Annotated in this window: 29 protein-coding genes and 1 pseudogene; 18 read left to right on the forward strand and 12 right to left on the reverse strand. The window is 71.9% G+C overall.

The window, feature by feature from the left end; all coding sequences use genetic code 11:
- Positions 1-11: 11 nt before the first annotated feature.
- The 5 genes from E1288_RS10290 to E1288_RS10310 all read left to right on the forward strand — a co-directional run bounded on the left by E1288_RS10290 (position 12) and on the right by E1288_RS10310 (position 3,618).
- Positions 12-659: a TetR/AcrR family transcriptional regulator gene (locus E1288_RS10290; RefSeq protein WP_132483686.1), complete on the forward strand. Its 648-nt coding sequence runs from the start codon at positions 12-14 to the stop codon at positions 657-659.
- Positions 660-1,133: 474 nt separating this feature from the next.
- Complete coding sequence (locus E1288_RS10295; RefSeq protein WP_132483688.1) at positions 1,134-1,811, forward strand: hypothetical protein; 678 nt, start codon at positions 1,134-1,136, stop codon at positions 1,809-1,811.
- Positions 1,812-1,895: 84 nt separating this feature from the next.
- Positions 1,896-2,858, forward strand: a complete 963-nt coding sequence (locus tag E1288_RS10300; RefSeq protein ID WP_132483690.1) for a phytoene/squalene synthase family protein — start codon at positions 1,896-1,898, stop codon at positions 2,856-2,858.
- 70 nt (positions 2,859-2,928) lie between these two features.
- A complete protein-coding gene (locus E1288_RS10305; RefSeq protein ID WP_132483692.1) occupies positions 2,929-3,258 on the forward strand; it encodes a plasmid stabilization protein in 330 nt (109 codons plus the stop codon).
- A 39-nt stretch (positions 3,259-3,297) separates the two neighbouring features.
- Positions 3,298-3,618 (forward strand): hypothetical protein, encoded by a 321-nt coding sequence (locus tag E1288_RS10310; RefSeq protein ID WP_132483694.1) that lies wholly within the window; start codon positions 3,298-3,300, stop codon positions 3,616-3,618.
- Between the two features lie 21 nt (positions 3,619-3,639).
- Here E1288_RS10310 and E1288_RS10315 read toward each other — a convergent pair whose 3' ends face one another.
- Positions 3,640-4,806: a S8 family serine peptidase gene (locus E1288_RS10315; protein ID WP_132483696.1), complete on the reverse strand. Its 1,167-nt coding sequence runs from the start codon at positions 4,804-4,806 to the stop codon at positions 3,640-3,642.
- 287 nt (positions 4,807-5,093) lie between these two features.
- Between E1288_RS10315 and E1288_RS10320 the strand changes: the two genes are divergently transcribed.
- Positions 5,094-5,900 carry an SDR family NAD(P)-dependent oxidoreductase gene (locus E1288_RS10320; RefSeq protein ID WP_235883464.1) on the forward strand — a complete coding sequence of 269 codons (807 nt, stop codon included), beginning with the start codon at positions 5,094-5,096 and terminating at the stop codon, positions 5,898-5,900.
- Positions 5,901-5,938: 38 nt separating this feature from the next.
- Entirely contained in the window at positions 5,939-6,373 is a 435-nt protein-coding gene (locus tag E1288_RS10325) for a universal stress protein (protein WP_132483700.1), read from the forward strand.
- A 77-nt stretch (positions 6,374-6,450) separates the two neighbouring features.
- On the opposite strand, the gene E1288_RS10330 is transcribed toward E1288_RS10325, so the two are convergent.
- Positions 6,451-7,215, reverse strand: coding sequence for an IclR family transcriptional regulator (locus E1288_RS10330; protein WP_132483702.1), 765 nt, complete (start codon positions 7,213-7,215; stop codon positions 6,451-6,453).
- 156 nt (positions 7,216-7,371) lie between these two features.
- Between E1288_RS10330 and E1288_RS10335 the strand changes: the two genes are divergently transcribed.
- From E1288_RS10335 to E1288_RS10350, 4 genes are all read left to right on the forward strand, one after another.
- Positions 7,372-8,298: a U32 family peptidase gene (locus E1288_RS10335; RefSeq protein WP_132483704.1), complete on the forward strand. Its 927-nt coding sequence runs from the start codon at positions 7,372-7,374 to the stop codon at positions 8,296-8,298.
- A gap of 86 nt (positions 8,299-8,384) precedes the next feature.
- Positions 8,385-9,647 (forward strand): cytochrome P450, encoded by a 1,263-nt coding sequence (locus tag E1288_RS10340; protein ID WP_132483705.1) that lies wholly within the window; start codon positions 8,385-8,387, stop codon positions 9,645-9,647.
- 39 nt (positions 9,648-9,686) lie between these two features.
- Positions 9,687-11,150, forward strand: a complete 1,464-nt coding sequence (locus E1288_RS10345) for an MFS transporter (RefSeq protein WP_132483707.1) — start codon at positions 9,687-9,689, stop codon at positions 11,148-11,150.
- Between the two features lie 84 nt (positions 11,151-11,234).
- Positions 11,235-11,657 (forward strand): MarR family winged helix-turn-helix transcriptional regulator, encoded by a 423-nt coding sequence (locus tag E1288_RS10350; RefSeq protein ID WP_165968062.1) that lies wholly within the window; start codon positions 11,235-11,237, stop codon positions 11,655-11,657.
- Positions 11,658-11,678: 21 nt separating this feature from the next.
- On the opposite strand, the gene E1288_RS46845 is transcribed toward E1288_RS10350, so the two are convergent.
- Positions 11,679-11,849: a hypothetical protein gene (locus E1288_RS46845; protein WP_165968058.1), complete on the reverse strand. Its 171-nt coding sequence runs from the start codon at positions 11,847-11,849 to the stop codon at positions 11,679-11,681.
- A 147-nt stretch (positions 11,850-11,996) separates the two neighbouring features.
- Between E1288_RS46845 and E1288_RS46850 the strand changes: the two genes are divergently transcribed.
- Entirely contained in the window at positions 11,997-12,164 is a 168-nt protein-coding gene (locus tag E1288_RS46850) for a hypothetical protein (RefSeq protein ID WP_165968063.1), read from the forward strand.
- Positions 12,165-12,171: 7 nt separating this feature from the next.
- Here the strand turns inward: E1288_RS46850 and E1288_RS10355 are convergent, their stop codons facing one another.
- From E1288_RS10355 to kdgD, 3 genes are read right to left on the reverse strand one after another with little or no spacing between them, the layout of a single operon-like run.
- Entirely contained in the window at positions 12,172-13,515 is a 1,344-nt protein-coding gene (locus E1288_RS10355; RefSeq protein WP_132483709.1) for an enolase C-terminal domain-like protein, read from the reverse strand.
- Between the two features lie 18 nt (positions 13,516-13,533).
- Positions 13,534-13,809, reverse strand: coding sequence for a hypothetical protein (locus E1288_RS10360; protein ID WP_207954282.1), 276 nt, complete (start codon positions 13,807-13,809; stop codon positions 13,534-13,536).
- Positions 13,806-14,732 carry a 5-dehydro-4-deoxyglucarate dehydratase gene (gene kdgD, locus E1288_RS10365; protein ID WP_132483711.1) on the reverse strand — a complete coding sequence of 309 codons (927 nt, stop codon included), beginning with the start codon at positions 14,730-14,732 and terminating at the stop codon, positions 13,806-13,808. The genes E1288_RS10360 and kdgD overlap by 4 nt, the downstream gene beginning before the upstream one ends.
- A 130-nt stretch (positions 14,733-14,862) precedes the next feature.
- On the opposite strand from kdgD, the pseudogene E1288_RS10370 reads away from it, so the two are divergent.
- Positions 14,863-15,728 (forward strand): annotated as a pseudogene (locus E1288_RS10370) (LysR family transcriptional regulator).
- Positions 15,729-16,011: 283 nt separating this feature from the next.
- On the opposite strand, the gene E1288_RS10375 reads toward E1288_RS10370, so the two are convergent.
- Genes E1288_RS10375 through E1288_RS10385 form a run of 3 tightly spaced genes read right to left on the reverse strand, consistent with a single transcriptional unit; the run spans position 16,012 to position 19,039 of the window.
- A complete protein-coding gene (locus E1288_RS10375) occupies positions 16,012-17,529 on the reverse strand; it encodes a tripartite tricarboxylate transporter permease (RefSeq protein ID WP_132483713.1) in 1,518 nt (505 codons plus the stop codon).
- A gap of 8 nt (positions 17,530-17,537) precedes the next feature.
- On the reverse strand, positions 17,538-18,002 hold the full coding sequence (locus E1288_RS10380) for a tripartite tricarboxylate transporter TctB family protein (RefSeq protein WP_207954283.1): 465 nt from the start codon (positions 18,000-18,002) through the stop codon (positions 17,538-17,540).
- Positions 17,999-19,039 carry a tripartite tricarboxylate transporter substrate binding protein gene (locus E1288_RS10385; protein WP_328592448.1) on the reverse strand — a complete coding sequence of 347 codons (1,041 nt, stop codon included), beginning with the start codon at positions 19,037-19,039 and terminating at the stop codon, positions 17,999-18,001. Before E1288_RS10385 ends, E1288_RS10380 begins: the two co-directional genes overlap by 4 nt.
- Here E1288_RS10385 and E1288_RS10390 point away from each other — a divergent pair.
- Positions 19,002-20,045: an L-talarate/galactarate dehydratase gene (locus E1288_RS10390; protein ID WP_328592449.1), complete on the forward strand. Its 1,044-nt coding sequence runs from the start codon at positions 19,002-19,004 to the stop codon at positions 20,043-20,045. The genes E1288_RS10385 and E1288_RS10390 overlap by 38 nt on opposite strands.
- A gap of 3 nt (positions 20,046-20,048) precedes the next feature.
- Here E1288_RS10390 and E1288_RS10395 read toward each other — a convergent pair whose 3' ends face one another.
- Positions 20,049-20,357 (reverse strand): acyl-CoA-like ligand-binding transcription factor, encoded by a 309-nt coding sequence (locus E1288_RS10395; RefSeq protein WP_207954284.1) that lies wholly within the window; start codon positions 20,355-20,357, stop codon positions 20,049-20,051.
- A 17-nt stretch (positions 20,358-20,374) separates the two neighbouring features.
- Positions 20,375-21,553 (reverse strand): MFS transporter, encoded by a 1,179-nt coding sequence (locus E1288_RS10400; RefSeq protein WP_132483717.1) that lies wholly within the window; start codon positions 21,551-21,553, stop codon positions 20,375-20,377.
- A 155-nt stretch (positions 21,554-21,708) separates the two neighbouring features.
- Here E1288_RS10400 and E1288_RS10405 point away from each other — a divergent pair, with 155 nt between their 5' ends.
- From E1288_RS10405 to E1288_RS48700, 4 genes are all read left to right on the forward strand, one after another.
- Positions 21,709-22,176 carry a GNAT family N-acetyltransferase gene (locus tag E1288_RS10405; RefSeq protein WP_132483862.1) on the forward strand — a complete coding sequence of 156 codons (468 nt, stop codon included), beginning with the start codon at positions 21,709-21,711 and terminating at the stop codon, positions 22,174-22,176.
- 23 nt (positions 22,177-22,199) lie between these two features.
- Complete coding sequence (locus tag E1288_RS10410; RefSeq protein ID WP_132483719.1) at positions 22,200-23,138, forward strand: pseudouridine synthase; 939 nt, start codon at positions 22,200-22,202, stop codon at positions 23,136-23,138.
- Positions 23,139-23,217: 79 nt separating this feature from the next.
- Positions 23,218-23,640 carry a class I SAM-dependent methyltransferase gene (locus tag E1288_RS48695; protein ID WP_235883465.1) on the forward strand — a complete coding sequence of 141 codons (423 nt, stop codon included), beginning with the start codon at positions 23,218-23,220 and terminating at the stop codon, positions 23,638-23,640.
- A complete protein-coding gene (locus E1288_RS48700) occupies positions 23,640-23,921 on the forward strand; it encodes a hypothetical protein (protein WP_235883466.1) in 282 nt (93 codons plus the stop codon). Before E1288_RS48695 ends, E1288_RS48700 begins: the two co-directional genes overlap by 1 nt.
- 58 nt (positions 23,922-23,979) lie before the next feature.
- Here E1288_RS48700 and E1288_RS10420 read toward each other — a convergent pair whose 3' ends face one another.
- A complete protein-coding gene (locus tag E1288_RS10420; protein WP_132483721.1) occupies positions 23,980-25,314 on the reverse strand; it encodes an MFS transporter in 1,335 nt (444 codons plus the stop codon).
- Positions 25,315-25,431: the final 117 nt, after the last annotated feature.

The following is a 25,431-nucleotide window of genomic DNA, read 5'->3' on the forward strand; positions in this document are numbered from 1 at the left end:
TACTGCGAGCCATGTCGGGGAACGCTGGTCGCGCGAATCGCCGAGGTCGGCCGGGCTACGACCTCGGCAGACTGCTGGACGTCTCCGTCCGGGTGTTCAACGAGCGTGGCTACGAGGGCACCAGCATGGAGGACCTCTCCCAGCGGCTGGGCATCACCAAGTCGGCGATCTACTACCACGTGTCCAGCAAGGACGAGCTGCTGCGGCTGAGCGTCAACCGGGCCCTGGACGCCCTGTTCGCGGTCACCGAGGAAGCGGCGTCGACCACCGGCAAGGCCATCGACCGGCTCGAACACGTGGTCCGGCGCAGCATCGAGGTGCTGGTCGACGAGCTGCCGTTCGTCACGCTGCTGCTGCGGGTGCGGGGCAACACCAAGGTCGAGCGGCAGGCGCTGGCCCGGCGCCGCGAGTTCGACCAGGTGGTCAGCGAGCTGGTCCGGCAGGCCGAGGCGGAGGGCAGCATCCGCCCGGACGTCGACCCGGCGCTGACCAGCCGCCTGCTGTTCGGCATGGTCAACTCGATCATCGAGTGGTACCGGCCCAGCCGCGGCCTGCGGGCCGCGCAGGTCGCCGACGCGGTGACCAAGATCGCCTTCGACGGGCTGCGCACCGGCGCCGACGACCGCGTGCCGGAGGCCCCCGCAACTCGCGCGAAATAAGTTCCAGATCTTGGCGTCATGATGATCTCGCCCGCGGGTCTCGATCCCGTGGGCGATCTGGAGCGCCCGCCGCGCGCGCGGAACGCAGAGGGGATTTCGTGCGCGCTACCGGCCGTCGGTCGTGACTTGGATGTGGGTCGCGACCGGCGGTCCCCCGAGCAACTCCCGTCACGTTCGCCGCAGCGGCACGGTTCCCGGCCGAGTTGAACACAGTGGACAGTCACGCGGCGGCGTCGAAATCCCCAGCTTGTGGGTGACGAAAGACCCCTGCGATCACGGCCCCGGTCCGCTTACGCTCCTCCGATGTGGCCGCCCGGGACCCGGCGGCCGCACGGCGGATCCGCTGAAACTGGGGACAGCGGCACCAAAAATCCGGAACCGGCTGCGCGCCGGTGCGTTCTGCGGTCTTCGGCAGGACCCGGGTCCGCCCTCCCTCTCGCCCTGCACCCTGGACGAGCACTCTGGAGGCCAACCGTGTCCAGGCTTGAGTCGATCGCTCGCGCCTTCCTCCGATACCTGTACGAGGACGACCGCTTCCGGCCCGAGATCGCGGACTTCTTCGCCAGCCCGGCGGCCGTGGCGGCCGCGCTGCAGCCGTCGTGGGCGGAGCTCGCCGACGTCGTGCAGACGCTGCGCGAGCACGAGCTGATCGCCACCAGCGGCACCGGATCGCAGGGCGCGCCCGCCCGCGCCGGGCTGACCGGCTCCGGGCTGATCTGCGCGGGCAGGCACGGCGGCGACATCGGCTCGTGGGCCAGGGCGCAGTCGGTCGCGGTGCTCGACGAGCGCCCGGCGGACCCCGTGGTGCCCGCCCAGCCGGCGCCCGCTCCGCCGGAGCGCCCGGACTTCACCGGGCTGAGCCGGGTGGCCAAGGTCGTGCTGCTGGCGCTGCCCACGGTGCACGCGCGCTACGGCGACACCGCCGAGATCGAACTCATCGCCCGGCGGCTGGGCGAGGCCGTGCGGCAGGACCGGCCGGATCCGCGCCGGGTACGGCTGCTCGCCTTCCGGCTGCGCAGCGAACTGGCCTCCGGCTCGGTCGCGAACACCCTGGGCGTGGTCCTGCTCGACGGCCTCGACGAGGCCCTGGCCGAGAGCGGCCTCGGCGGAACCCCGCCGGGCGAGCGCAGCGGGCCGGCCGAACAGTCCTAAGAGGACTCCGACAGTAGTGACCGGGTTCACCGCGGATGCCCACCGTGCGCACGCTCGCGCACTCCGTGTGCTGAGATTCCCGGTATGGACACGGGCACCTGGCCGCGAGTGGCGGCGCGCCGCGAGCTCGACGCCGCGGGCGTCCGGCCGCAGCTGCGCCCCGCCTACCAGCGATGCCGGATGCTCAACGCCGCGCACGGGCGCACCTACTTCCTCGCGACCCGGCTGCTGGCGCCGCGGCAGCGGCCTTCGGTGCACGCGCTCTACGGCTTCGCGCGGTGGGTGGACGACATCGTCGACGACACCGACCGGCAGCGGACCGTGGCGGACCGGCAGCAGGCGCTGGACCGGCTGGACGGCGAGCTGCGCGCGGGCCTGCGCGCCGGGTCCAGCGACGACCCGATCCTGGCCGCGCTCATCGACACCGTCGCCCGGCACGGCATCGACCCGGCGCTGTTCACCGACTTCATGGCCTCGATGCGGATGGACCTGACCGTCCGCGCCTACCCGACGCGGGCGGCGCTGGACGCCTACATCCACGGCTCGGCCGCGGTGATCGGCCTCCAGCTGCTCCCGGTGCTCGGCACGGTGTGCCCGGCAGACGAGGCCGAGCCCTACGCCGCGGCGCTGGGCGGCGCTTTCCAGCTCACCAACTTCCTGCGCGACGTCGGCGAGGACCTCGACCGCGGCCGGGTCTACCTGCCGATGGAGGAGCTCGCGGTGTTCGGCGTGGACCGGGACCGGCTGGCCTGGTGCCGGGAATCGGGCCGCCCGGACCGCCCGGTGCGCCGCGCGCTGGCCGACCAGGTCGCGCGCACCCGCTCGAAGTACCGCGCCGCGGAGCCCGGCATCGCGCTGCTCGCGCCGTGGTCCCGGCCGTGCGTGCGCACCGCTTTCACGCTGTACGGCGAGATCCTGGACCGCATCGTGGAATCCGGGTACGACGTGTTCCGGCAGCGGCTCGCGGTCTCCGGCCCGCGCCGCCTGGAGGTCGCCGCCGGAGCGCTCGGCTCCGTCGCCGCCGCGCGCCTCCGCGCCCGCCGCTGACACGTGTGACCGACGCCCGCACGGGGTACGCGAAGCACGTCCGAAGTCGTGCGGAGGCGAGGTGAACGGCATGCCGCAGCAGAGCTGGACCGCAACGGAGGAACGCCAGTACCAGCACATCAAGGACCAGGCGATCGAGCGCGGCAGCACCGAGGACCGCGCCGAGGAGATCGCGGCGCGGACGGTCAACAAGAACCGCGCGCAGCGCGGCGAAGCCAGGCAGCAGAGCAGGACCGCCACTCAGGACATCCCGCCGCAGCGCCGCGGTGGGCTGCGATCCGGCTCCGGTCCGGGCGGGCGCACCAAGCAGCAGCTCTACGCGGACGCCCAGCGCGCCGGCATCAAAGGCCGTTCGAAGATGACGAAGTCGGAGCTGGAGCGGGCGCTGCAGCGGAGCTGACCCGGGCGGGCGAACGGGTGCTTGTGGGGGGCAAACCAGATGGAGAGCGAAACGCCGTCGCGCTGGCAGGACGTCGGCACGACAGGCGAAGTGATCTCGCAGGCCGGCCGGGAACTGGAACGAGCCGCCCGCAAGGGCCGGGAGCCGGGCGAAACCGCCGCGGCCCGCGAAGCGCTGCTGGCCGTCACCGCGGCGGGCGCCCGGCTGGCCCGGCAGCTCGACATGCTGGCCGCCGCCTACGAGACGCCGAACTCCGCCGAACCGTCCGAACTGCACGTCGTGCTCGACCAAGCGGCGGCCGCCGCAGAGGACCTCGGCAACTGCGCGAAGGTCGCCGCGCAGGCCATCCTCGACGAATGACCGCGCGGCGACCTCCGGCCGCTACGGCGCCTGGACCACACCCGCACCGACGTCGGTCGACGCGAGCGGCAGCCGGCGGGCGGTCTGCGACAGCCGCGCCCACAGCCCCCACGCCCGCTCCGCGTGCTGCTGCGCGTACAGCGCCGCGACACCCGCGACGTGCGGCGTGGCCATGCTGGTGCCGCTGAGCTTCCGGTAGCGCTCCGCTCCCGGCCAGCTCGAGTAGACGTCCACGCCGGGACCGACCAGGTCCACCTGCCCGATCTCGTCGACCGTGCCGCTGGAGAAGTCCGCGATCTGCAGCTGCGAATCGATCGCGCCGACGGCCAGGATGGACGGGCAGTTGGCCGGGTGGCCTACCGGCGCGATCTTCCCGGCGGCGCGCTCGCTCTCGTTGCCGGCCGCGGCGATGATCAGCGTGCCGCGTTCCATCGCGCGCTGCGCGACCCGCTCGAAGGCCGCGGAGAACGCCTCGCCGGGCTGCGTCGGCGCGCCGAGCGACATCGACACCACCGCGGCACCGTTGGAAATCGCCCACTCGATGCCGGAGAGGATGCCGCTGTCGGAGCCCGAACCGTCGTCGCCGAGCACCTTGCCCGCGTAGATGCTGGCCTCGGACGCGATGCCGTAGCCGGGCCCGGCCTGCGAGGTGCGCGGCCCGCAGGAAGTGCCGATCACGTGCGTGCCGTGCCCGTGGCCGTCCTGCACGTCCTGGCCCTCCACGAACGAGCCCGTGACGATGTCCCGGCCGGCGAAGTCCGGGTGTTTGAGGTCGAGGCCGGTGTCGAGCACCGCGACCCGCACGCCCTTGCCGGTGGGCTGCGCGCGGTCGGCGCGCACGGTTTGCAGGCCCCAGGTGAATTCGCCGTCCGCGACGGCTGGTTCCGCGCCGATGGCGAACACCCGACGCTCCGGTTCGAACGCCGCGATCGGGCCGCTCTCCCGGGCAGCGTTCGTCAGGGCCGCCGCCTGCTCGGCGTCGGCGCTGACCAACGCGATGCCGAGCTGGTGCAGCACGATCCCGCCCGCGCCGCGGAACAGCTCGCCCGGCGCCGCGCCCGCCGCGTCGGCGGTGTTGGCGCAGCGGATGCCCGTCAGCCGCGTCAGCTCGCGGGTCCCGATGATCGTCGAGTTGTCTTCCAGCAGCACCAGATAGCGTCCGGTGGAGCTCTCCTCGTTGGTGGTCATGGTTGCTCCCTCGGCGAGTTCCGGGTGCGGCGAAACGCCACACCGTTCCCAGGTGTATCGCGCGTTACGGACAGTGACAAGCACCCACTCGGGTAAGGACCGCACTATCCGTACCGCCCATCTCGACTTCCTCAGAGATAGACTTGCGACACAACGCTTTCGTGGTACCTCGGCCGGGGATCTCCGGCACGCGGGAATGACATTTCCCGGCGCACGTCCGCACACTGGTCGTAATCACCGCCGACAGTTCGGAGCGAGCCGTGCGCGACCCCAGCCAGCGTTGCATCTTGATCACCGGCGCGACCGGCGGGCTCGGCCGGGCCCTGGCCCACCGGCTCGCCGAGACCGGTTCCCGGGTCCTGATCCACGGGCGCAGCGCGGAGCGCGCCGAAGCGGCGCGCGCGGAGATCGCGGCGGCCACCGGATCGAACCGCCTCGGCGTGCTGGTCGCCGACCTCGCCGAGCTCCGCCAGGTCGAACGGCTGGCCAACGACGTCCGGCTGCGCTGCGACCGGCTGGACGTGCTGGTGAACAACGCGGGCGTCGGCTCCGGGCCGCCGGACAGCGGCCGGGAGGAGAGCGCGGACGGCATCGAGCTGCGGTTCGCGGTGAACTATCTGGCCGGGTACCACCTGACGCGGCTGCTGCAGTCGCTGCTGATCTTCTCGGCGCCGGCCCGGGTGGTCAACGTCGCCTCGGCCGGGCAGCACCCGATCGACTTCGACGACCCCATGCTGGTCCGCAACTACCTCGGCTACCGCGCGTACGCGCAGAGCAAGCTCGCGCAGATCATGTACACCTTCGACCTGGCCGAGCAGCTGCGCGGCACCGGCGTCACGGTCAACGCGCTGCATCCGGCGACCTACATGAACACCGCGATGGTCCGCGAGGCCGGGGTGAGCCCGGTGACCACGGTGGCCGAGGGCGTCGCGGCGACGATGCGGCTGGTCGCGGACCCGGGACTGGACGAGGTGACCGGGGAGTACTTCCATGGAACCCGCGCCTGCCGCGCGCTCGAACAGGCCTACGACGGGCAGGCCAGGGCGCGGCTGCGGAAACTGTCCGACGAGCTCGTCGAGCGGGCCGGCGGCTGAGCCCGCCACAGCGGATCGCGGAACCGGAGGCCACCGCCATGAACAGCGGAACCCAGCACAGGATCGTCGTCGGGGTGGACGGCTCGGATTCGTCCAAGTGCGCCCTGCGGTGGGCGCTGCAGCAGGCAGCGCTCTCCGGGGCCGCGGTGCACGCGATCACCTCGTGGGAGTTCCCGGCCTTCTACAGCTGGGAAGGCGGCCCGATGCCGCCGGACGACTTCGAGGAGGCCGCGCGCAAGAGCCTGGCCGACACCGTCGACGAGATCGAGCACGAGCTCAGCCCGGCGGTCCCGGTGCAGCGCGAGCTCACCCACGGGCACGCGGCGCAGACGCTGCTCGACGCCTCCGAGGGCGCCGACCTGCTGGTGGTCGGCAGCCGCGGCCACGGCAGCTTCTACGGCGCGCTGCTCGGGTCGGTGAGCCAGCGCTGCGCCCAGCACGCCAAGTGCCCGGTCGTGATCGTCCGGCACTGAACGACGATCCGGTAGATCGACCCGCGCGGCGGCGGAGCGGAACCTCGGCAGCCTTCCCGGCTGCCGCCCGTGCGGGGTCAGGAACCGGTGTGGCCCAGGCGTTCGGAGAGGGCCGACGCGCCTTCCGCGACGAGCTCGCGCAGCGCCGCCTCGGTCTCGTCGTTCCAGCGCAGGATCGGCGCCGAGATGCTCATCGCGGCCACCACCTCGCCGGACTGGTCGCGCACCGGCGCGGCGACGCAGGCCACCGACTCGTTGGACTCGCAGTACTCCCCTGCCACGCCGCCCTCGGCGATGGCGTCGAGCTCCCGGCGCAGCGCCTTGCGGGTGGTGATGCTGTGCTCGGTCATCGCCTCCAGGCGGCGGCTGCCGTAGAGCTCGTCGACCTCGGCGCGAGGCAGCGCCGCTAGCAGCGCCTTGCCGAGCGCGGTGCAGTGCGCGGGTAGCCGCCGGCCCACGGCCGAGACCATCCGGACCGGGTGGCTGCTGTCGACCTTGGCCACGTACAGCACGTCCGTGCCGTCGCGCACCCCGACGTGCACCGTTTCCTGGCAGCGCTCGGCGATCTCCTCCGCGACGAGCTGGCCCTCGCGGGCGAGGTCCAGCCGCTCGGCGTAGGCCGCGCCGAGCTGGAAACCGCGCACGCCCAGCCGGAACCGGTTGCTGCCGCGACCGGCGGGCATCAGGTAGCCGCGCTCGCTGAGCGTGCCGACCAGCTCGTGCACCGTGGTCCGCGGCAGGCCCAGCTGCGCGGTGATCTCCGGCGCGCTCAGCTCGTGGGCGTCCAGGAACAGCTCCAGGACGTCGAAGGCCCGTTCCACGGCAGGTACCGCTCGTGCCACGCGTACTTCCCCCTGTCGGAACTCGTCGGCCCGTTGACCGATATTTCGAACATCGTATCCGATATCGACCACGGCGAGCCGAGAGTCCTTGACCACCCGGTCCGGCCGACCATACGATTTGACGAACATTGTTCGACATTTCGGACGGAGCTACCGGTGCGCCAGACACGTGAATTCCTGCGGTCCCAGGGACTGCCCACCGACGACTCCCCCACCACCAGCACCAAGCGGTTCCCGGACGGCGCGCAGTACCGGGTGGAGATCCCCAGCACCGAAGGACCCGAGGTGCTCGACGCGGTGCTCGACGCGGCGGACGCCCGGCGGGTGCCGGTGCACCGCATCTCCCAGGGCAGCGGCGGCATGCTGCTCACCGACGACGAACTGCGCGCGATGGCCGCCACGGCCGCCGGGCGGTCGGTCGAGCTGAGCCTGTTCGCCCGGCCGGTCGCCGGGTGGGACACCAGCCCGATGGCGACCGCCCCGGCCGGCGGGCCGGTCGCCGCCCAGGCGCGCGGCACCGAGCAGCTGGTGCACGTCCTGGAGGACATCCGCCGCACCGCCGACGCGGGCATCCGCAGCGTGCTGATCACCGATCTCGGCGTGCTCAAGGTGGCCGCGGCGATGCGCGCGGCCGGCGACCTGCCGCCGGACCTGCAGTTCAAGATCAGCGTCCAGATGGGACTGGCGAACCCCGCCTCGGTGCGCATCGCCGAGGACCTGGGCGCCGACACCTACAACGTGCCGACCGACCTCAGCATCGGGCAGCTGGCCGCCATCCGCGCCGCCACCGACCTGCCGCTGGACGTCTACGTCGAGGCGCCCGACGACATGGGCGGCTTCGTCCGGCACTTCGAGATCGCCGAGATCGTGCGCGTCGCGGCCCCGGTGCACGTCAAGTTCGGGCTGCGCAACGCGCCGAACATCTACCCCAGCGGCACCCACCTGACGCCGACGGCGGTGGCGCTCGGCCGGGAGCGGGTGCGCCGCGCGCAGATCGGCCTGGACCTGCTGCGCCGCTACGCCCCGGACGCCGCGGGCTCGCAGCTGCCCGCCCCCGGGCTGGCGGTGCCGGTAGCCGGATAGTCCACTTCGGACCGGAGGCGGGCGTTGACGAGGTCGCGCGCCGCGGCCAGAGTAGGCCTGCAACGGCTGCGGTGAAGGAGTCGCGAATGGCAGCGCCCGCCCACGTTCCGGACGTGTTCGACCCGCGCAGGTACGCCGACGGCGTGCCGCATGACGACTTCGCCTGGCTGCGACGGCACGCGCCGGTGAGCCGCCAGGAGGAGCACGAGATCGGCGACTGGCCCTCCGGGCCCGGATTCTGGGCCGTCACCAGGTATTCCGACGTCGTCGCGGTGCTGAAGTCCGCCGCGACGTACTCGTCCTGGCTGGGCGCCACCCAGATCCGCGATCCCAACCCGGCGGACCTGCCGTTCATCCGCAGCATGATGCTCAACCTCGACCCGCCGGAGCACGGGCGGCTGCGCCGCCTGGTCAGCCGCGCGTTCACGCCCCGGCGGATCGACCGGTTCCGGCATGAGGTCGCGGAGCGGGCCCGCCTGCTCGTCGACGGCGTCGTCGAGCGCGGCGAGTGCGACCTGCCCGCCGAGGTCACCGACGACTACCCGCTGCGCAACCTCGCCGATCTGCTCGGCGTGCCGGAGTCGGACCGGCGGATGCTGCTGGAGTGGACCAACCGCGTGATCGGCTACCAGGACCCGGAGCACTCCGAGGTGGTCCGCGACGCGGACGGCAAGCCGGTCAACCCGCGTTCCCCGGCGATGCTGGCGGACATGTTCGCCTTCGCCCAGGACCTCGCGGCGTTCAAGCGCCGGAACCCGGCCGACGACGTGATGACCGCGCTGGCCACCGCCGAGCCGGGCGGGCGCGGGCTGGCCGACGCCGAGCTGGAGATGTTCTTCTTCCTGCTTTCGGTGGCGGGCAACGACACCGTGCGCAGCGCGCTGCCGGGCGGGATGCTCGCCTTCGCCGAGAACCCCGATCAGCTGCGGCTGCTGCTGGAGGACCCCGGGCTGCTGGACTCCGCCGTGGAGGAGACGCTGCGCTACCACCCGCCGGTGCTCAGCTTCCGCCGGACCGCGACCGCCGACACCGAACTCGGCGGTCGGCGCATCGCCGCCGGGGACAAGGTCGTGATCTTCCACTGCTCGGCGCACTTCGACGAGCGGCGGTTCCCCGACCCGCACCGCTTCGACATCCGGCGCGCGCCCAACGACCACGTCGCCTTCGGCAACGGCCCGCACGTCTGCCTGGGCGCGCACTTCGCCCGGCTGCAGCTGCGGGCGTTCTACCGCGAGGCGCTGTGGCGGATGCGCGACCTGCGGGTGGCCGGGCCGGTCGAGCGCCTGGTGTCGAACTTCATCAACGGGATCAAGCACCTGCCGGTGGCTTTCACGCCGGGGACCAGGTGATCAACGGCGTGGCCTGGGCCCGCCCCTTATGGTCGGGCGGTGACCGCCGCCACAGCCCTTCGCTCCCAGTCCGGCCGCTGGATCATCTTCGCCACGATCCTCGGCTCCGGGGTGGCGTTCCTGGACGGCTCCGTCGTCAACGTCGCGCTGCCGGCGATCGGCCGGGACGTGGGCGGCGACCTCAGCGTCCTGCAGTGGGTGCTGGACGCCTACCTGCTCACACTCAGCGCGCTGCTGCTCCTCGGCGGTGCGCTCGGGGACCGCTACGGCCGCCGCCGCGTCTACACGCTCGGCCTGGTGCTGTTCACGCTGGCTTCGCTGGGCTGCGGCCTGGCTCCGAACGGCGCGGCCCTGATCACCGCCCGCCTGCTGCAGGGCGTCGGCGGCGCCCTGCTGGTGCCCGGCAGCCTGGCGCTGATCAACTCCACGATCCGCCGCGACGACCGCGGCGAGGCGGTCGGCCGCTGGGCCGGGCTGACCGGCGTGGCCTCGGCGATCGGCCCGTTCGTGGGCGGGTGGCTGGTGGACGCGGCGTCCTGGCGGTGGGTGTTCTTCATCAACGTCCCCATCGCGGCGGCCGCACTGCTGGCGCTGCGGCACGTGCCGGAATCCCGCGGCCCGGCCGCCGCCGGGCGGCTGGACGTCTTCGGCGCGATCACCGTGACCGTCGGGCTGACCGGTGCCGTGTACGCCCTGATCGAGATCCCGACGAACGGGTGGAACGCCGCCAGCGCGGCGGCGGCCGTGGTGGGTGTCGCCGCGCTGGTCGCGTTCCCGCTGATCGAGTCGCGCCACCCGGACCCGCTGCTGCCGCTGTCGCTGTTCCGCTCCGCGCAGTTCACCGGCGCGAACCTGACGACCTTCACCGTTTACGCGGCCTTGAGCGGCGCGTTGTTCCTGCTGTCGCTGCAGCTGCAGCAGTCGATGGGCTACACCGCCCTCGCTGCGGGGATCGCGACGCTGCCAATCACGATCATCATGCTGCTGGTGTCCGGGCGCGTCGGCGCGCTCGCGCAGCGCACCGGACCGCGCCTGCCGATGAGCATCGGCCCTATCGTCTGCGGGGTCGGCCTGGCGCTGCTGACCTGGGCGGTGCCCGGCAGCACCTACCTCAGCGGCGTGCTGCCCGGCGTCCTGGTGTTCGGCGTCGGCCTGTCCATCACCGTGGCGCCGCTGACCTCGGCGGTGCTCGCCTCCGTCAGCCCGGACAACGCCGGTGTCGCCTCCGGCGTGAACAACGCGGTGTCCCGGCTGGCGGGCCTCCTCGCGGTCGCGGTGCTCCCGGTGATCGCCGGGTTGTCGCACACCGGCGCGGGCGCTCCGCTCGGCCCCGGTTTCGGGCAGGCCATGCTGATCTCCGCGGTCATGTGCGCGGCCGGCGGCGTGCTGGCGTGGCTGACCATCGACCGCTCCCGGCGTGTCGAGACGTACCCGTTGCCGGGCCTGAACCACGCCTGCCAGGACCCGTGCACCTGCGACCTCGACCGGAATCCAGACCGGTGAAGTTCCGGATATCGGCCGCGAATTGGGCCGTTTGGACTAGGATTCGCACACCCCGTTCGCCGACCCGACGGAAGTGACGCCCACGTGGAGCTGGACAACGCCGTCTTCCACCTCATGCGCCGCGCCATGCAGGAACACACGTCGAGCTGGCAGTCCCGCCTGCCGCACCTGACGAAACCGCAGTACGCGGTGCTCAATGCGATCCGGGCGAACCCCGGCATCGAGCAGGCGCAGCTCGGTCAGCGGGCCGCGATCGACAAGGCGACCCTCGCCTCCCTGCTGGTCCGGATGGAGCAACGCGGGCTGGTGCACCGCACCGTCGACGACGCCGACCGGCGCCGCCGCCTCCTGCGCCTCACCCCAATCGGCGAGGCCGAACTGCGCGTCGTCGAACCGATCGCCGACCGGGTGGACATCGAACTGCTCGACCGGCTCACCCCGGCCGAGCGCGCCGAGCTGCTCCGCCTGCTCGACAAGCTCGCCCCCCGCGACCGGCAGGTCAACTGATCCGCACCCCCGGCGCGCCCGTCATGCGGCGGGGCTCGCAGCGGTCAGGCGGTGCATCCGCAGCAGCCACAGCTCCAGTTCGGAGAGCTGGCCGTCCAGGCTCTCGCTGCCGTACATGTCCGGGCTCGCGCGCAGGGTGTTCAGCTCCTCCCAGCGCTGTTCCATCTGCTCGACCATCTCCCGCAGCGTCACCTGGTGCTCCTCTCCCCGACGTGCAACACCGCCGATGACGCTACGGCGTTTCCGTGCACGCTCGGTAAGGCCGAAAGTCACGGTTTCACCCGATCTTCCGGAACCGATCGGGACCATCCCGGGCACCCGTTGTGATCTCATCGGTGCATGAGACGAGGGCGCCGAGGCCACCCCTGCGAACCCGACACCAGCCGGATCGGCCTGTGGCGGTGCGACGTCTGCGGCCAGCAGTGGGAGATCCACGGTGTGGCCGACAACCCGCGAATCCGCAAGGTGAGCAGGGTCGGCTGGTTCCTCGCAAAGCTGCTCGGCTGACCGGGTTTTACCGGTCGAGGGCCGGGCGCTTGCTGTCGAAGGTCCAGCCCGGGACGAGGTACTGCATCGCCAGCGCGTCGTCGCGGGCGCCGAGGCCCTCGCCCCGGTAGAGCTCGTTCGCCTCGGCCACCCGGGTCATGTCGAGCTCCACGCCGAGCCCCGGGGCGGTCGGCACCGGTAGCCGGCCGCCGGTGATGACCAGCGGCCGCCGGGTGAGCCGCTGGCCGTCCTGCCAGATCCAGTGCGTGTCGATGGCCGTGATGTCGCCGGGCGCCGCCGCGGCGACGTGGGTGAACATTGCCAGCGACACGTCGAAGTGGCTGTTCGAGTGCGAACCCCACGTCAGGCCCCACGCGTCGCAGAGCTGAGCGACGCGCACCGAGCCGCTCATAGTCCAGAAGTGCGGGTCGGCCAGGGGGATGTCGACGGCGTCGGCGCGGATCGCGTGGCCGAGCTCGCGCCAGTCGGTAGCGATCATGTTCGTCGCCGTGGGCAGCCCGGTGGCCCGGCGGAACTCCGCCATCACCTCCCGTCCCGAGTACCCGCGCTCCGCGCCGCACGGGTCCTCGGCGTAGGCGAGCACGTCGCGCAGGCCCCGGCACAGGTCGATCGCCTCGGACAGCAGCCACCCGCCGTTGGGGTCGAGCGTGATGCGGGCTTCCGGGAACCGTTCGGCCAGCGCCGTGACGACCTCGATCTCAGCAGGCCCGGGTAGCACGCCGCCCTTGAGCTTGAAGTCGCGGAACCCGTAGCGTGCCTGCGCCGCTTCGGCCAGCCGGACGACGGAATCCGGCGTCAGAGCCTCCTCGTGGCGCAGCCGCGACCAGTCGTCGGCGTCGGCAGGCTCGTCGGCCGGGGCTCGGTACGCCAGGTCGGTCTTGGCGCGGTCGCCGACGAAGAACAGGTAGCCCAGCACCGGCACCTCGTCGCGCTGCTTGCCGTCGCCGAGCAGCTCCGCGACCGGCACGCCGAGGTGCTTGCCGAGCAGATCGAGCAGCGCGGATTCCAGGGCGGTCACGGCGTGCACCGCGACGCGCAGGTCGAAGGTCTGCGTGCCGCGGCCGCCGGAATCCCGCTCGCCGAAGCGGTCGCGCACGCCGGCCAGCACGGCGTGGTATCGCGCGACCGGCTGCCCGACCACCAGGTCCCGGGACTCCTCCAAGGTGATGCGGATGGGTTCCCCGCCGGGCACCTCGCCGACCCCGGTGCGGCCTTCGGAATCGGTGAGGATCACCAGGTTCCGGGTGAAGTGCGGGGCGTGCGCCCCGCTGAGGTTGAGCAGCATGCTGTCGTGCCCCGCGACGGGAACGACCTGCATTCCGGTCACCAGCGGGCCGTGCTGAGCGGTCATGATCGGCATCCTCCGCGGTCAGTGCTCGCCGAGCGCGCCGTCCATGCGGCGCCACGAGCCGTCGGGATTGTCGTCGGCCGGCGCGCCGGGGAGCAACGCCGGAACGTCCTGGTGGGCGACCGGGCGGAGGAGCCCGTCGATGGCCGCCCCGACCGAGGTCACCCCGAAGTCCGATGTGGACGGGAACGGTCCACCGTGGACCATCGCGTGGCCGACATCGACTCCGGTGGCCCGGCACGCCCGCGCCCGCTCTCCCCCATCGCAGACCGGAATGCGACCGGTCTGCTCGGTCATCGGGACTCCTCGGGCAGGCGCTCGACGAGGCTGGCAAGCAGTGCGAGCTCGGTCTCGTCGAGGTCGACCAGCGGCGGGCGCACGGGCCCGGCCGGGCGGCCGATGACCTTCATGCCCGCCTTCACGATGCTCACCGCGTACCCGGCGCGCCGGTTGCGGATGTCGCAGTACGGCAGCACGAAGTCGTCGAGGTACCGGTACACGGCGGCGCGGTCGTGGTCGAGCACCGCCCGGTAGAAGCGCATCGCGAACTCGGGCACGAAGTTGAACATCGCCGACGAGTACGTGGTGACGCCCAGCTCCAGGTATGGCAGCGCGAAGGTCTCCGCGGTAGGCAGGCCGCCGATGTAGGTGAGCCGCTCGCCCAGCCGCGAGTACAGGCGGGTCATCTTCTCGATGTTGCCGACCCCGTCCTTGAACCCGACCAGGTTCGGGCAGTCCTCGGCCAGCGCGGCGACGGTCGTCTCGTCGAAGACCGCGTTGGCGCGGCTGTAGAGGATCACGCCGAGGCCGGTGGCCGCGCAGACCGCGCGGACGTGGGCGGCGAGCCCGTCCTGGTCCGCCTCGGTCAGGTACGGCGGCAGCAGGAGCAGGCCGTCGGCCCCCGCGCGTTCGGCGGAGCGGGCCATTTCGACGGCCATCGCGGTGCCGTAACCGGCCGGGGCGATCACCGGCACGCCATAGGGCGCCTCCTGCGCGGCCGCGGTGACCACCGACTCGACTTCGGCGGGGGTCAGCGAGAAGAACTCGCCGGTGCCGCCGGCCGCGAAGAGCCCGGCCGCGCCGAACCCGCCCAGCCAGCCGATGTTCTCCCGGTAGGCGGCCTCGTCGAAGCCGTGGTCGGGCCGGAAGTGCGTCACGGGGAACGACGACAGCCCGCCGGCCAGTTGCCGGGCCACATCGGTGGGCGAATACGCGGACATCAGCAGATCTCCTTCATCGGGCGGATTCATCTGACTGCGCCGGCCCTGGCGGCGGTGGGCGCCGGCGGTCGCTTCCCCGGCTCCGCGGGAGCGCCGCGCCCCGGCGGAACCGGCTGCGGATGACAGTAAGGTGAGCCATCAATGCACGTCCAAGTCCAACAATGCATTCACCAATACCGGGACGGCATCATTGTTCACCCTGAACCAGCTCACCGGCTTCGTCGCGGTGGCCGAGGAGCAGCACTTCGGCCGCGCCGCGCAGCGCCTGCGCATGACCCAGCCGCCGCTGACGCGGCAGATCCAGCAACTGGAGAAGGAGCTCAAGGTCCAGCTGTTCGACCGCACCAGCCGCACGGTGCGGCTGACGCCGGCCGGGCGTGCCTTCCTGCAGGACGCGCGGCGCCTGCTGCACGAGGCCGAGAACGCCTCGTTGTCGGTGCGGCGGGTGACCTCGGGGCAGGCGGGCATCATCCGGATCGGCTTCACCGCGACCTCGGCGTACGGGGTGCTGGGCGGCTTGCTGGCGACCGTTCGCGAGCACCTGCCGCAGGTGGACGTCGTGCTGCACGAGCTGGTCACCCGCGACCAGATCGACCGCCTCTCCAGCAGTTCCCTGGATCTCGGGCTGGCCCGCCCGCCGCGCGGCCCGAGCTGGAGTCGCGCCGGTTTCGCGCGGAGCCGCTGCTGGCGGCCCTGCCCGCCGGGCATCCGCTCGCCGACGGCGCGAAACCCCTGGAGCTCGCCGAATTCCACGGCACCGACATGGTGATGTACTCCCCGACCGAGGCCCGGTACTTCCACGAACTGCTCGTCACCACCTTCGGCAACGCCGACGTGCAGCCGACCTACGTGCAGCACGTCAGCCAGATCCACACGGCCCTGGCGCTGGTCCAGGTCCGGCCTCGGCACCGCCCTGGTGCCGGCCACCGCGGCCCGGCTGCACTTCGAAGGCGTGACGTTCCGCGAGGTCCGGCTCCCCGAACCGAATCCCGTTGAACTGCACCTGGTTTGGCGCCGAACGAACGACAACCCCGCCCTGCACGCACTACTCGACCTGCTGTGAAGAAATTGTTCGAGAACTCGTTTTGCGTGGCGGTGCGGGTGGCGGAACCTCAGAGGCCTTCTCGACTCCGGGATCCCCGACACACGTATGACCAATACGACGCGTCGGGGCTGTCCTCGCGAGAAGACCTCTGAGAACCCGCGGCGGTGCAAGCGGTGTAGGCGGGCTAACGCTTCAAAGGCAACGACCCGCGACTCCAACACCTAGAACAGCTAATCAGGCGTCCGCCTTGTAAGCGGACGGTTGTCGTTGCCGCACCCGGGGCCGGATCAGCTTCTGCAGCAGGGGAAGCAGGACGACCAGGAGCAGCAGCGCGAACAGGGTGGCGGAGATCGGCCTCGTGATGAAGCCGGCCGGGTCTCCGTCGAAGAGCAGCAGCGACCGGCGCAGCGAGGTTTCGAGCAGCGCGCCGAGCACGAAGGCCAGCACCAGCGGCCCGGGTTCGAAGCCGAACTTCTTCATCAGGTAGCCGAGGACGCCGAAGGCGATCACCAGCCCGATGTCGAAGACGCTGTTGCGGACGGTGTACGCGCCCACCAGCGTGATCAGCACGGTGATCGGGGCGAGGACGGTGGCGCGCACGCGGAGGATCTGCACGAACAGCTCGACCAGCGGGATGCTCATGACCAGCAGCAGGATGTTCCCGACGTACATCGAGTTCACCACGCCCCAGAACAGTTCCGGCCGCTCGGCCACGAGCTGGGGCCCGGGGGTCACGCCCTGGATCAGCAGGGCGCCGAAGATCATCGCCATCGTCGCGTTCGCCGGGATGCCCAGCGTCAGCAGCGGGATGAACGACGACGTCGCGGCCGCGTTGTTCGCCGTCTCCGGCGCGGCCACGCCCTCGACCGCACCGTGGCCGAACCGCTCCGGCGTCTTCGACCGGCGCTTCTCCAGCGCGTAAGCCGCGAGCGAGGAGAGGGTGGCGCCGCCGCCCGGGAGCACTCCCAGCACGAACCCGAGCACCGAGCCGCGGCCGATCGCCCCCGTCGAGCACCGGAGATCCGCGCGGGACGGCCACGCGTTGGCGACCCGGGTGACCGCCGCCGCACCCTGTCGTCGTTCCTCCAGGCCGTGGAGGATCTCGCCGAGCCCGAAGAGGCCCATCGCGATGGGGACGAAGTCGAGCCCGTCCGACAGCGGCAGCAGGCCGAAGGTGAACCGCTCGGCGCCGGTGAACGCGTCCCGGCCGACCACCGCCAGCAGCAGCCCGATGCAGGCGGCCACGACCGCCTTCAGCCGGCCGCCTCTGCTCACGGTGGCGACCAGCAGGATGCCGAGCAGGGCGAGGGCGGTGTACTCGGGCGGGCCGAAGTCGAGCGCGAACCCGGCGATCAGGGGCGCCAGCACCGAAAGCACGACGATAGAGGCGGTGCCGCCGACGAACGACCCGATCGCCGCGATCCCGAGCGCGGTGCCGGCCTTGCCCTGCCAGGCCAGGGCGTGGCCGTCGAAGACCGTGACCACGGAGGACGCCTCGCCGGGCAGCCGCAGCAGCACCGACGTGATGGTGCCGCCGTACTGGGCGCCGTAGAAGATGCCGGCCAGCATGATGATCGCCGTCACCGGTTCGACGTCGAAGGTCAGCGGCAGCAGGATCGCGATCGTCGCGGCCGGGCCGAGGCCGGGCAGCACCCCGACCAACATCCCGATCACGACGCTGATCAGGCAGTAGAGCAGGTTGGTAGGTTCGAGGACGACGCCGAACCCGTCGAGCACCGGAGTCAGATCCATCGCCGCTCCTAGAACAGGTGGGGAATCGGCACGTTCAGGGCGCCGACGAAGATCAGGTAGAAGACCGCCACGATGCCGACGGCACCGAGGACGGACAGCCGCCACGACCCGCGGCCGAGGAAGCGCAGCCACGCGAAGACCAGCAGCGCGCCCGGGATCTCGAACCCGATCACGCCGACCAGGGCGGCGAACCCGGCCATGCCGGCCACCGCGCCGAGCACCGGCAGGCCGGACGACGACAGCCCTTCGGCGTCGTTCGTGCGCCGCGCCAGCAGCGCGAGCACCATGCCGAGCACCGCGATCGCGGTGCTGACCAGGAACGGCCAGGTTCCGGCGGACGGCGCGGCCGCACTGCCCAGACCCAGCGCCCACGAACCGGCCATCCCGCCGCCGCCGATGCCGGCGATCACCAGCGCCACCACCAGGTTCGCGGCCGCACCGGCCGGTTGGCCGTCGCGGCGGGCATCGCTCACTTCGGCCCGCCGAGGTCGATGCCGTACCGCTGGATCATGGTTCGGTAGCTCTCCAGCGAGCCGGTCCACTCCTGCGCGACCTGCGCGCCGTCGACCTCGTGCGGGGTGAGCAGGTTGTCCTCGTTGAACTTCCGGTACCGCTCGGTGGCGAACGTCGTCCGGAACGCCTGGCGCAGCCGGTCCACGACCTCACGGGGCGTGCCCTTCGGGGCGACGACCGCGCGGAATTGCGAAACCCGTACGTCGTAACCCTCTTCCACGGCCGTCGGGGTGCCCGGGAGGTACCGGTTGCGCTGCGCGGCGAAGGTGACCAGCGGGACCAGCTCGCCCGCCCGGATCTGGCCGATCGCCTCGCCGAGCTGGACGGAGGCGACGTCCACCTGGTCGCCGAGCACCGCGGTCATCGCGGGCGACCCGCCGTCGAACGGGACCGCGGTGCCGGCGATCCCGGCCTGCTTGAACAGCAGTTCCTGGGAGAGCTGGCTGCCGGTGCCGACGCCGGTGGTGCCGAACTTGAGGTTCCGGTGCGCGTCGACGAGGCTCCGCACCGAGTTCAGGCCGGAGGCGGCGTTGGCGACCAGCACGTAGTCGTCCTGCGAAATCCCGGTGACCACCTCGAAATCGTCGATCGCGACGGCTTCCTGCGACGCGGCCGCCAGCGGCGTGATCGCGGCCAGCGAGGCGTTGATGACCATGATGTGCTGACCGTCCGGCTGCCTCCCGGCGAGTTCCCCGGCGGCCAGGGCGCCGTTGGCGCCGGGCGTGTTGACCACGGGCATCGGGACGCCGAGGTCGTCGGCCGCGCCCTGGGCCAGCGCGCGGCCGATCAGGTCGGTGCTGCCGCCCGGGGCCTGGCCGATCGTCATGGTGACCGGCCCGCTCGGGAACTTCCCGCCGCCACCGCCGGAGAGGTTCCCGCCGCACGCGGCGAGCGACAGGGAAAGAGCCGCGGCGAGCACGGACAGCGACGCGAAGGTGCTGACCGGGCGGCAGCGGCCGATGACCGAGGTGGCGATGCTGTTCGCCGAGATCACCACCGCGGGCGGGCTGGAGGGCGTCGGTTTCAGCTACTCCAAGCGGGCCGGCGGTCCCGGCCAGTACGCGCACGCCCGCGAGATCGCCCCGGTGCTGCTCGGCGAAGACCCCAGCGACATCGCCAAGATCTGGGACAAGCTCGTCTGGGCGGGCGCCTCCGTCGGCCGCAGCGGCCTGTCGGTCCAGGCGATCGCCGCCTTCGACGTGGCGCTGTGGGACCTCAAGGCCAAGCGCGCGGGGCTGCCGCTGGCGAAACTCCTCGGCTCCCACCGGGATTCGGTGCGCTGCTACAACACCTCCGGCGGCTTCCTGCACGCGCCGATCGAGGAGGTCCAAGACCGCGCCGCGGAATCGGTGGCCAACGGCATCGGCGGCATCAAGATCAAGGTCGGGCATCCCGACAACGCCACCGACCTCGCCCGCGTATCCGCGGTGCGGGAGAAGATCGGCGCGGACGTCGCGCTGATGGTCGACGCCAACCAGCAGTGGGGCCGGCCCACCGCGCGCCGCATGTGCCGCGCCCTGGAGCCGCTGAACCTGGTGTGGATCGAAGAACCGCTGGACGCCTACGACTTCGAGGGGCACGCGGTGCTGGCCGCGAACTTCGACACCTCGATCGCCACCGGCGAGATGCTGACCAGCGCGGCCGAGCACCGCGAGCTCATCCGCGCCGGCGGCGCCGACATCGTGCAACCGGACGCCCCGCGCGTCGGCGGCATCACCCAGTTCCTCAAGGTGATGGCGCTGGCCGACGACCGGAACCTCCAGCTCGCGCCGCACTTCGCGATGGAGATCCACGTCCACCTCGCCGCGGCGTACGCCCGCGAGCCGTGGGTCGAGCACTTCGAGTGGCTGGACCCGCTGTTCGACGAGCACCTCGAGATCTCCGGCGGCCGGATGCACATCTCCAGCCGCCCCGGGCTCGGCGTGACGATCAGCGACCAGGCCCGCGCCTGGACGGTCGCGCACGAGGAATTCCGCGACCGGGGCCTGCTCCGAAAGTCGTAGCGGTCACAAACCTTCGAACCGGATCACCGACAGCGCCGCCGCGGCCAGGTCGGTGACGTCGCCCCGATCAGCGGGTTCGAGTTCGGCGGTGACCCAGTATTCCAATGCGACCGTCAGGGCACCGATCAGCGTGTGCGACAGCAACCTGGCTTCGAGGCCCTGCGGGTCGAGCCCGGCGCGTTCGCCGAGGACGGGACGCAACTCGTCGGTGAGCTCATGGGCCGCGACCATCCACCGCGCGCGAATCCCCGGCACCGAGGTCAGAACGACGAAGAGGTCCCTCGTGGGGACCACGTGAGCACTGGCGGGCAAGTTCACCATGCCACCGGTCAGCCCGCTCTAGGGCGCCGGCGCGGCAGGCGCGACGCCAGCAGCACGATCAGCACCCCCGCGAACGGGACGACCACCAGGCCGAGGCGCAGGCTGGTCGCGTCCGCGAGCAGCCCGACGACCGGCGGGCTGACCAGAATGCCCAGCCGGTAGACCCAGCCGACGACCGCGATCCCGGTTCCGCCCGGCAGTCCGGGGAGCTCGTCGGCCGCGTGGAACCCGGCCGGGATGATCGTGGCGACGCCCCAGCCGGCCAGCGCGAATCCGGCCAGCGTGCTCGGGACCGACGGCCACACGAGCGCCGAGCCGACGCCGACGAGCACCGCGATGCCGCCGATGCGCGCCACCGCCCGGTTGCCGAACCGGTCCACCAGGCGATCGCCGGAGAGCCGGCCGACCGTCTGCGCCGCTTGCAACCCGACGAACGCCATGCCCGCGAGAACCGGCGCGGCATCCAGCGAATCACGCAGGTACACCGCGCCCCAGGACGCCGCGGTGTCCTCGACCAACGCCGCCGCGGCGCACAGCGCGCCCAGCGCCAGCAACGCGAGCAGCAGCTTGAAGCGCGGTCTCCCCCGGTGTCCGCCCGTGCGCTCGGCGTCATCCCGGCCGGGCAGCAGGAACCGGGCGCAGACGACCGCAGCGGCGGCCAGGACGACGGCGGCCGCCGTCAGGTGCGCGGGCAGCGGCAGGGCCGCACCGGCGGCCAGCGAGCCCGCCGCGCCGCCGATGATCGCGCCGACGCTCCACATCCCGTGGAAGGAGTTGACGATCGACCGCCCGTAGCGGCGCTGCACCCGCAGCCCGTGCGCGTTCATCGCCACGTCCACGATCGCGTCCATCGCACCCGCGAGGAAGAACGCCGCCGCCAGCTGCCACCAGTGCCCCACGAACCCGATCAGCACGAGATCCGCCGCCAGCAGCACCGAGCAGCCGACCGCGACGACCGCCGACCGCCAGCGGGCCAGGACCGGCCCGGCCAGCAGGCCCGCGACCAGCGAGCCCAGTGGAAGTGCCGCGATCGCGGTGCCCAGCGCGGCGTTGGACAGGGCCAGGGCGTCCTTGAGCTCCGGGTAGCGGGGCACGACGCTGGCGAAGCTCGCCCCGTTGACAAGGAACAGCGTGGCCACCGCCAACCGCGCCGCCACCGGACGCCGATCCGTCGCGACCTCGGGCATACCCGTCCTTCCTCCGGCGTCCCCGACGATCATGCCAAGAGCCGCCGGCGCGCGCCGCCGGTTTTCGCGCTCCCCCCGGCGCCGCGTTAGGGTCCGGTGGCGTGAATCCCGATGCCGAGTCCACAGTGGAGGATCAGTTGAGCGTGCCGGTCGAGCTGTCCACCGGGTCCGGGACGTACCTGCTGCGCCGGGCGACCGGCGACGATCTCGGGCCGATCGTCGGGTTGCTGGCCGCCGACCAGCTCGGCTCGACCCGGGAGACCGCCGCCGATCTGACCCCATACCAGCGGGCTTTCGAGGCGATCGAGGCCGATCCCGCGCAGCTGCTGCTGGTGGCCGCGACGCCGGACGGCGAGGTCGTGGCGACCATGCAGCTGACGTTCATCCCCGGACTGGCCCGGCGGGGCGCGCTGCGCGCGCAGATCGAAGCGGTCCGCGTCCACGAGCGGCACCGCAGCCGCGGCCTCGGGCGCGTCATGTTCGACTGGGCCATCGCCGAGTCCCGCCGACGTGGCTGCGCCCTGGTCCAGCTGACCACGGACCGGCAGCGCTCCGACGCGCACCGCTTCTACGACCGGCTCGGGTTCGAGGCCTCGCACGTGGGCTACAAGCTCCGGCTGTGACCGCCGGTTACGCTGGCGGGGCGATGCGACGCAAGCTCAGATCGCCGCTGCCCCAGCGGCACGGCCTGGACCCCGTCCGGTTGCGACTGCCCGCCGACGGCTGCTGGGCCACCGTCCGGGACCACCTCGTCGACCGGATACCGAAGCTCGCCCCGGAACGCATCGACGCCATGCTCCGCGAGGGCCGGATCGTCGGCGTCGACGGCCCGCTCGCGCCCGACGCGCCGTACGCGCCGGGTGGGTTCGTCTGGTTCCACCGCGACCTGCCCGACGAGACGCCGGTGCCGTTCGCCCTGGACGTCGTGCACCGCGACGACGGCCTGCTGGTCGTGGACAAGCCGCACTTCCTGGCCACCACGCCGCGCGGCGGGCACGTCGTGGAGACCGCGCTGGTGCGGCTGCGGCGCGACCTGGACCTGCCGCAGCTCAGCCCGGCGCACCGGCTGGACCGCCTGACCGCGGGGCTGGTCATGTTCGTGCTCAAGCCCGAGCTGCGCGGCGCTTACCAGACCCTGTTCCACGACCGCCTGGTGCACAAGGAGTACGAGGCGGTCGCCCGCTTCGACCCCGGGCTGGCGATGCCGCGCACGGTGCGCAGCCGGATCGTCAAGCACCGCGGCGTGCTCGCCGCCCAGGAAGAACCCGGCGAGCCGAACAGCGAAACGCGCATCGAGCTGATCGAGCACCGCGACGGCCTCGGCCGGTACCGGCTGCTGCCGCGCACCGGCCGGACCCACCAGCTGCGGGTGCACCTCAACGGCCTCGGCATCCCGATCCTCGGCGACGACCTCTACCCCGTCGTCCGCGACCGCGCCGCCGACGACTTCACCGCGCCCCTCCAACTCCTCGCCCGGGCACTGGAGTTCACCGACCCGATCAGCGGCCGGCGGCGCCGCTTCGAGACCCGCCGGACCCTGGCGGGCTGGTCCGATGTGGACGGTCATTCGGCTCCGGCCGGATAGCCCTCGGCCGGCTTCCGGCGGACCGGACCAGGCCGAGTGGGTGATCTCCGCCGCCGGCCGCGCTGCCAAGATCGGCGGAATGAGCGAGAACGTGGGACGCGATCCGCAGTACGAGGTGTTCGCCGATGAATTCGCCGAGCATGCCGAGGACGGCTTCTACAACGCGCACTACGACCGGCCGGCCTGCCTGTCGCTGCTCGGCGAGGTGGCCGGGAGGCGCGTGCTCGATGCCGCCTGCGGCCCGGGTTTGTACGCCGGGGAGCTGGCCGCCCGCGGCGCGCAGGTGGTCGGCTGCGACATCAGCGAGCGGATGGTCGGGCTCGCCGGCGCCCGGGTTCCGGCGGGCGAGTTCCGGGTGCACGACCTGGCCGAGCCGCTGGACTGGCTGCCGGACTCGTCGGTCGACCTGGTGCTCTTCGCGCTGGCCGTGGAATACTCGACGACCGGGTCGCCGCGCTGCGCGAGTTCCGCCGCGTGCTGCGGCCCGGCGGGGCGCTGGTGATGTCGCGCATGCACCCCACCGGCGACTGGCTGCGCCACGGGGGCAACTACTTCGAGCCGCGCGTCGTCGAGGAGACTTGGAGCCGGGGCTGGCGGGTGCGGTTCTGGACGACTCCCCTGGAGATGACCTGCGAGGAGCTGTTCCAGGCGGGGTTCGTCATCGAGCGCCTGCTCGAACCTCGCCCGTCCCCGGCAGGAGCCGCCATCAACGCCGCGGCGTACGACCGCCTGCACCGCGAGCCGAGCGGATTCCTCGCCATCCGCGCCCGGCCCGGCTCGTGAGGACTAGAGGTGCGCGGCTTCCCCGCCGGACGGGGAAGCCGCACCCGGTCGTGCCCGGTTACGCGGGAACCGCCTCGGCGCGCGGCGCCTGGTCGGCCCCGGCACGCTCGTCGTAGTTCGGGCGGCGCAGCAGCAACAGCATGCAGCCGAGCGTCAGCACCACCTGGAAGATCGCGTAGGCGATCACCGCAGTGATCGAACCGGAAAGGTTCAGCAGGAACTGGCCGACGATCGGCGTCGTGCCGCCGAGCAGCGTGCCGCACATCTGGTAGCACAGCGAGATGCCGGTGTAGCGCACGTGCGCCGGGAACCGGCTGGCGAGCATGCCCGCCAGGGCCGCGTAGTACAGGCAGTGCGGGATCGTCGCGATCGCCACGCCGAACATCGCCAGCCCGTAGTTCTCGGTGCTGATCAGCACGAACATCAGCGGCAGCAGCACGACCTCAGGCAGCAGCATCACGGTCACCGCGCGGGACCAGCTGCGCATCTTGGTGGCGATGACGGCGCCGAAGGGCTGCACGATGATCTGGGTGATGTTGGCGACCAGGATGATCGTCAGGAACGAGCTCTTGTCGAAGCTGAGGTGGCTGGTTGCCCAGGACAGCGCGAAGGTCGACTTGAAGTACGTCGCCGACAGGCCGATCGTGCAGGCCCCGATGCCCAGCGCCAGCAGCGCCGGGTGCGAGCGGACGACCTCCCACACCGGCAGCTTGGCGACCTTCTTGTGCTCGATGAGGTTCGCCATCGCCGGCGACTCGGTGACCCGCATCCTGATGAACAGGCCGACCAGCACCAGCAGCGCCGAGGCCAGGAACGGGACCCGCCAGCCCCAGCCCAGGAACGCCTCGTCCGGGAGCTGGCTGATGGCCAGGAAGCTGACGGTGCTCAGGGTGTTGCCGACCGGCGAGCCCTGCTGGGCGAACGCGCCGTAGAGGATGGACTTGCCCTTGGGCGCGTGCTCCGAGGCGATCAGCACCGAGCCGCCCCACTCGCCGCCGAGGCCGATGCCCTGCACCATGCGGATGGTGACCAGCAGGATCGGCGCCCACACGCCGATCTGGGCGTAGCCGGGCAGCACGCCGATCAGGGTCGTCGAGATGCCCATCAGCAGCAGCGTGATGACCAGGGTCTTCTTGCGGCCCAGCCGGTCGCCGATGTGGCCGAAGATGATGCCGCCGATCGGGCGGGCCAGGAAGCCGACCCAGAAGGTCGCGAACGCGACCAGGGTGCCGAGCGCACCGTCGAGCTCCGGGAAGAAGACCTTGTCGAAGACCAGGGCCGAGGCCGTGCCGTAGATGTAGAAGTCGAACCACTCGATGGTCGAGCCGATGAAGGCCCCGATCCCGGCGCGGTTGGCCGTTCGGCTCTGTTCGCGCGCGTTGGCCGCACCCATGCATTCTCCCTTGAAGCTCGGTGCCGGCGGGCGTCCTCGAACGGCGCCCGCGTCCCGATGTGATGGCGGTAACCGTGCCACCCAAACCTAGACGTGTCCAATACAGAATCAGTGCAA

Source organism: Saccharopolyspora elongata (assembly GCF_004348985.1).
In the GTDB taxonomy this organism is placed as follows: domain Bacteria; phylum Actinomycetota; class Actinomycetes; order Mycobacteriales; family Pseudonocardiaceae; genus Saccharopolyspora; species Saccharopolyspora elongata.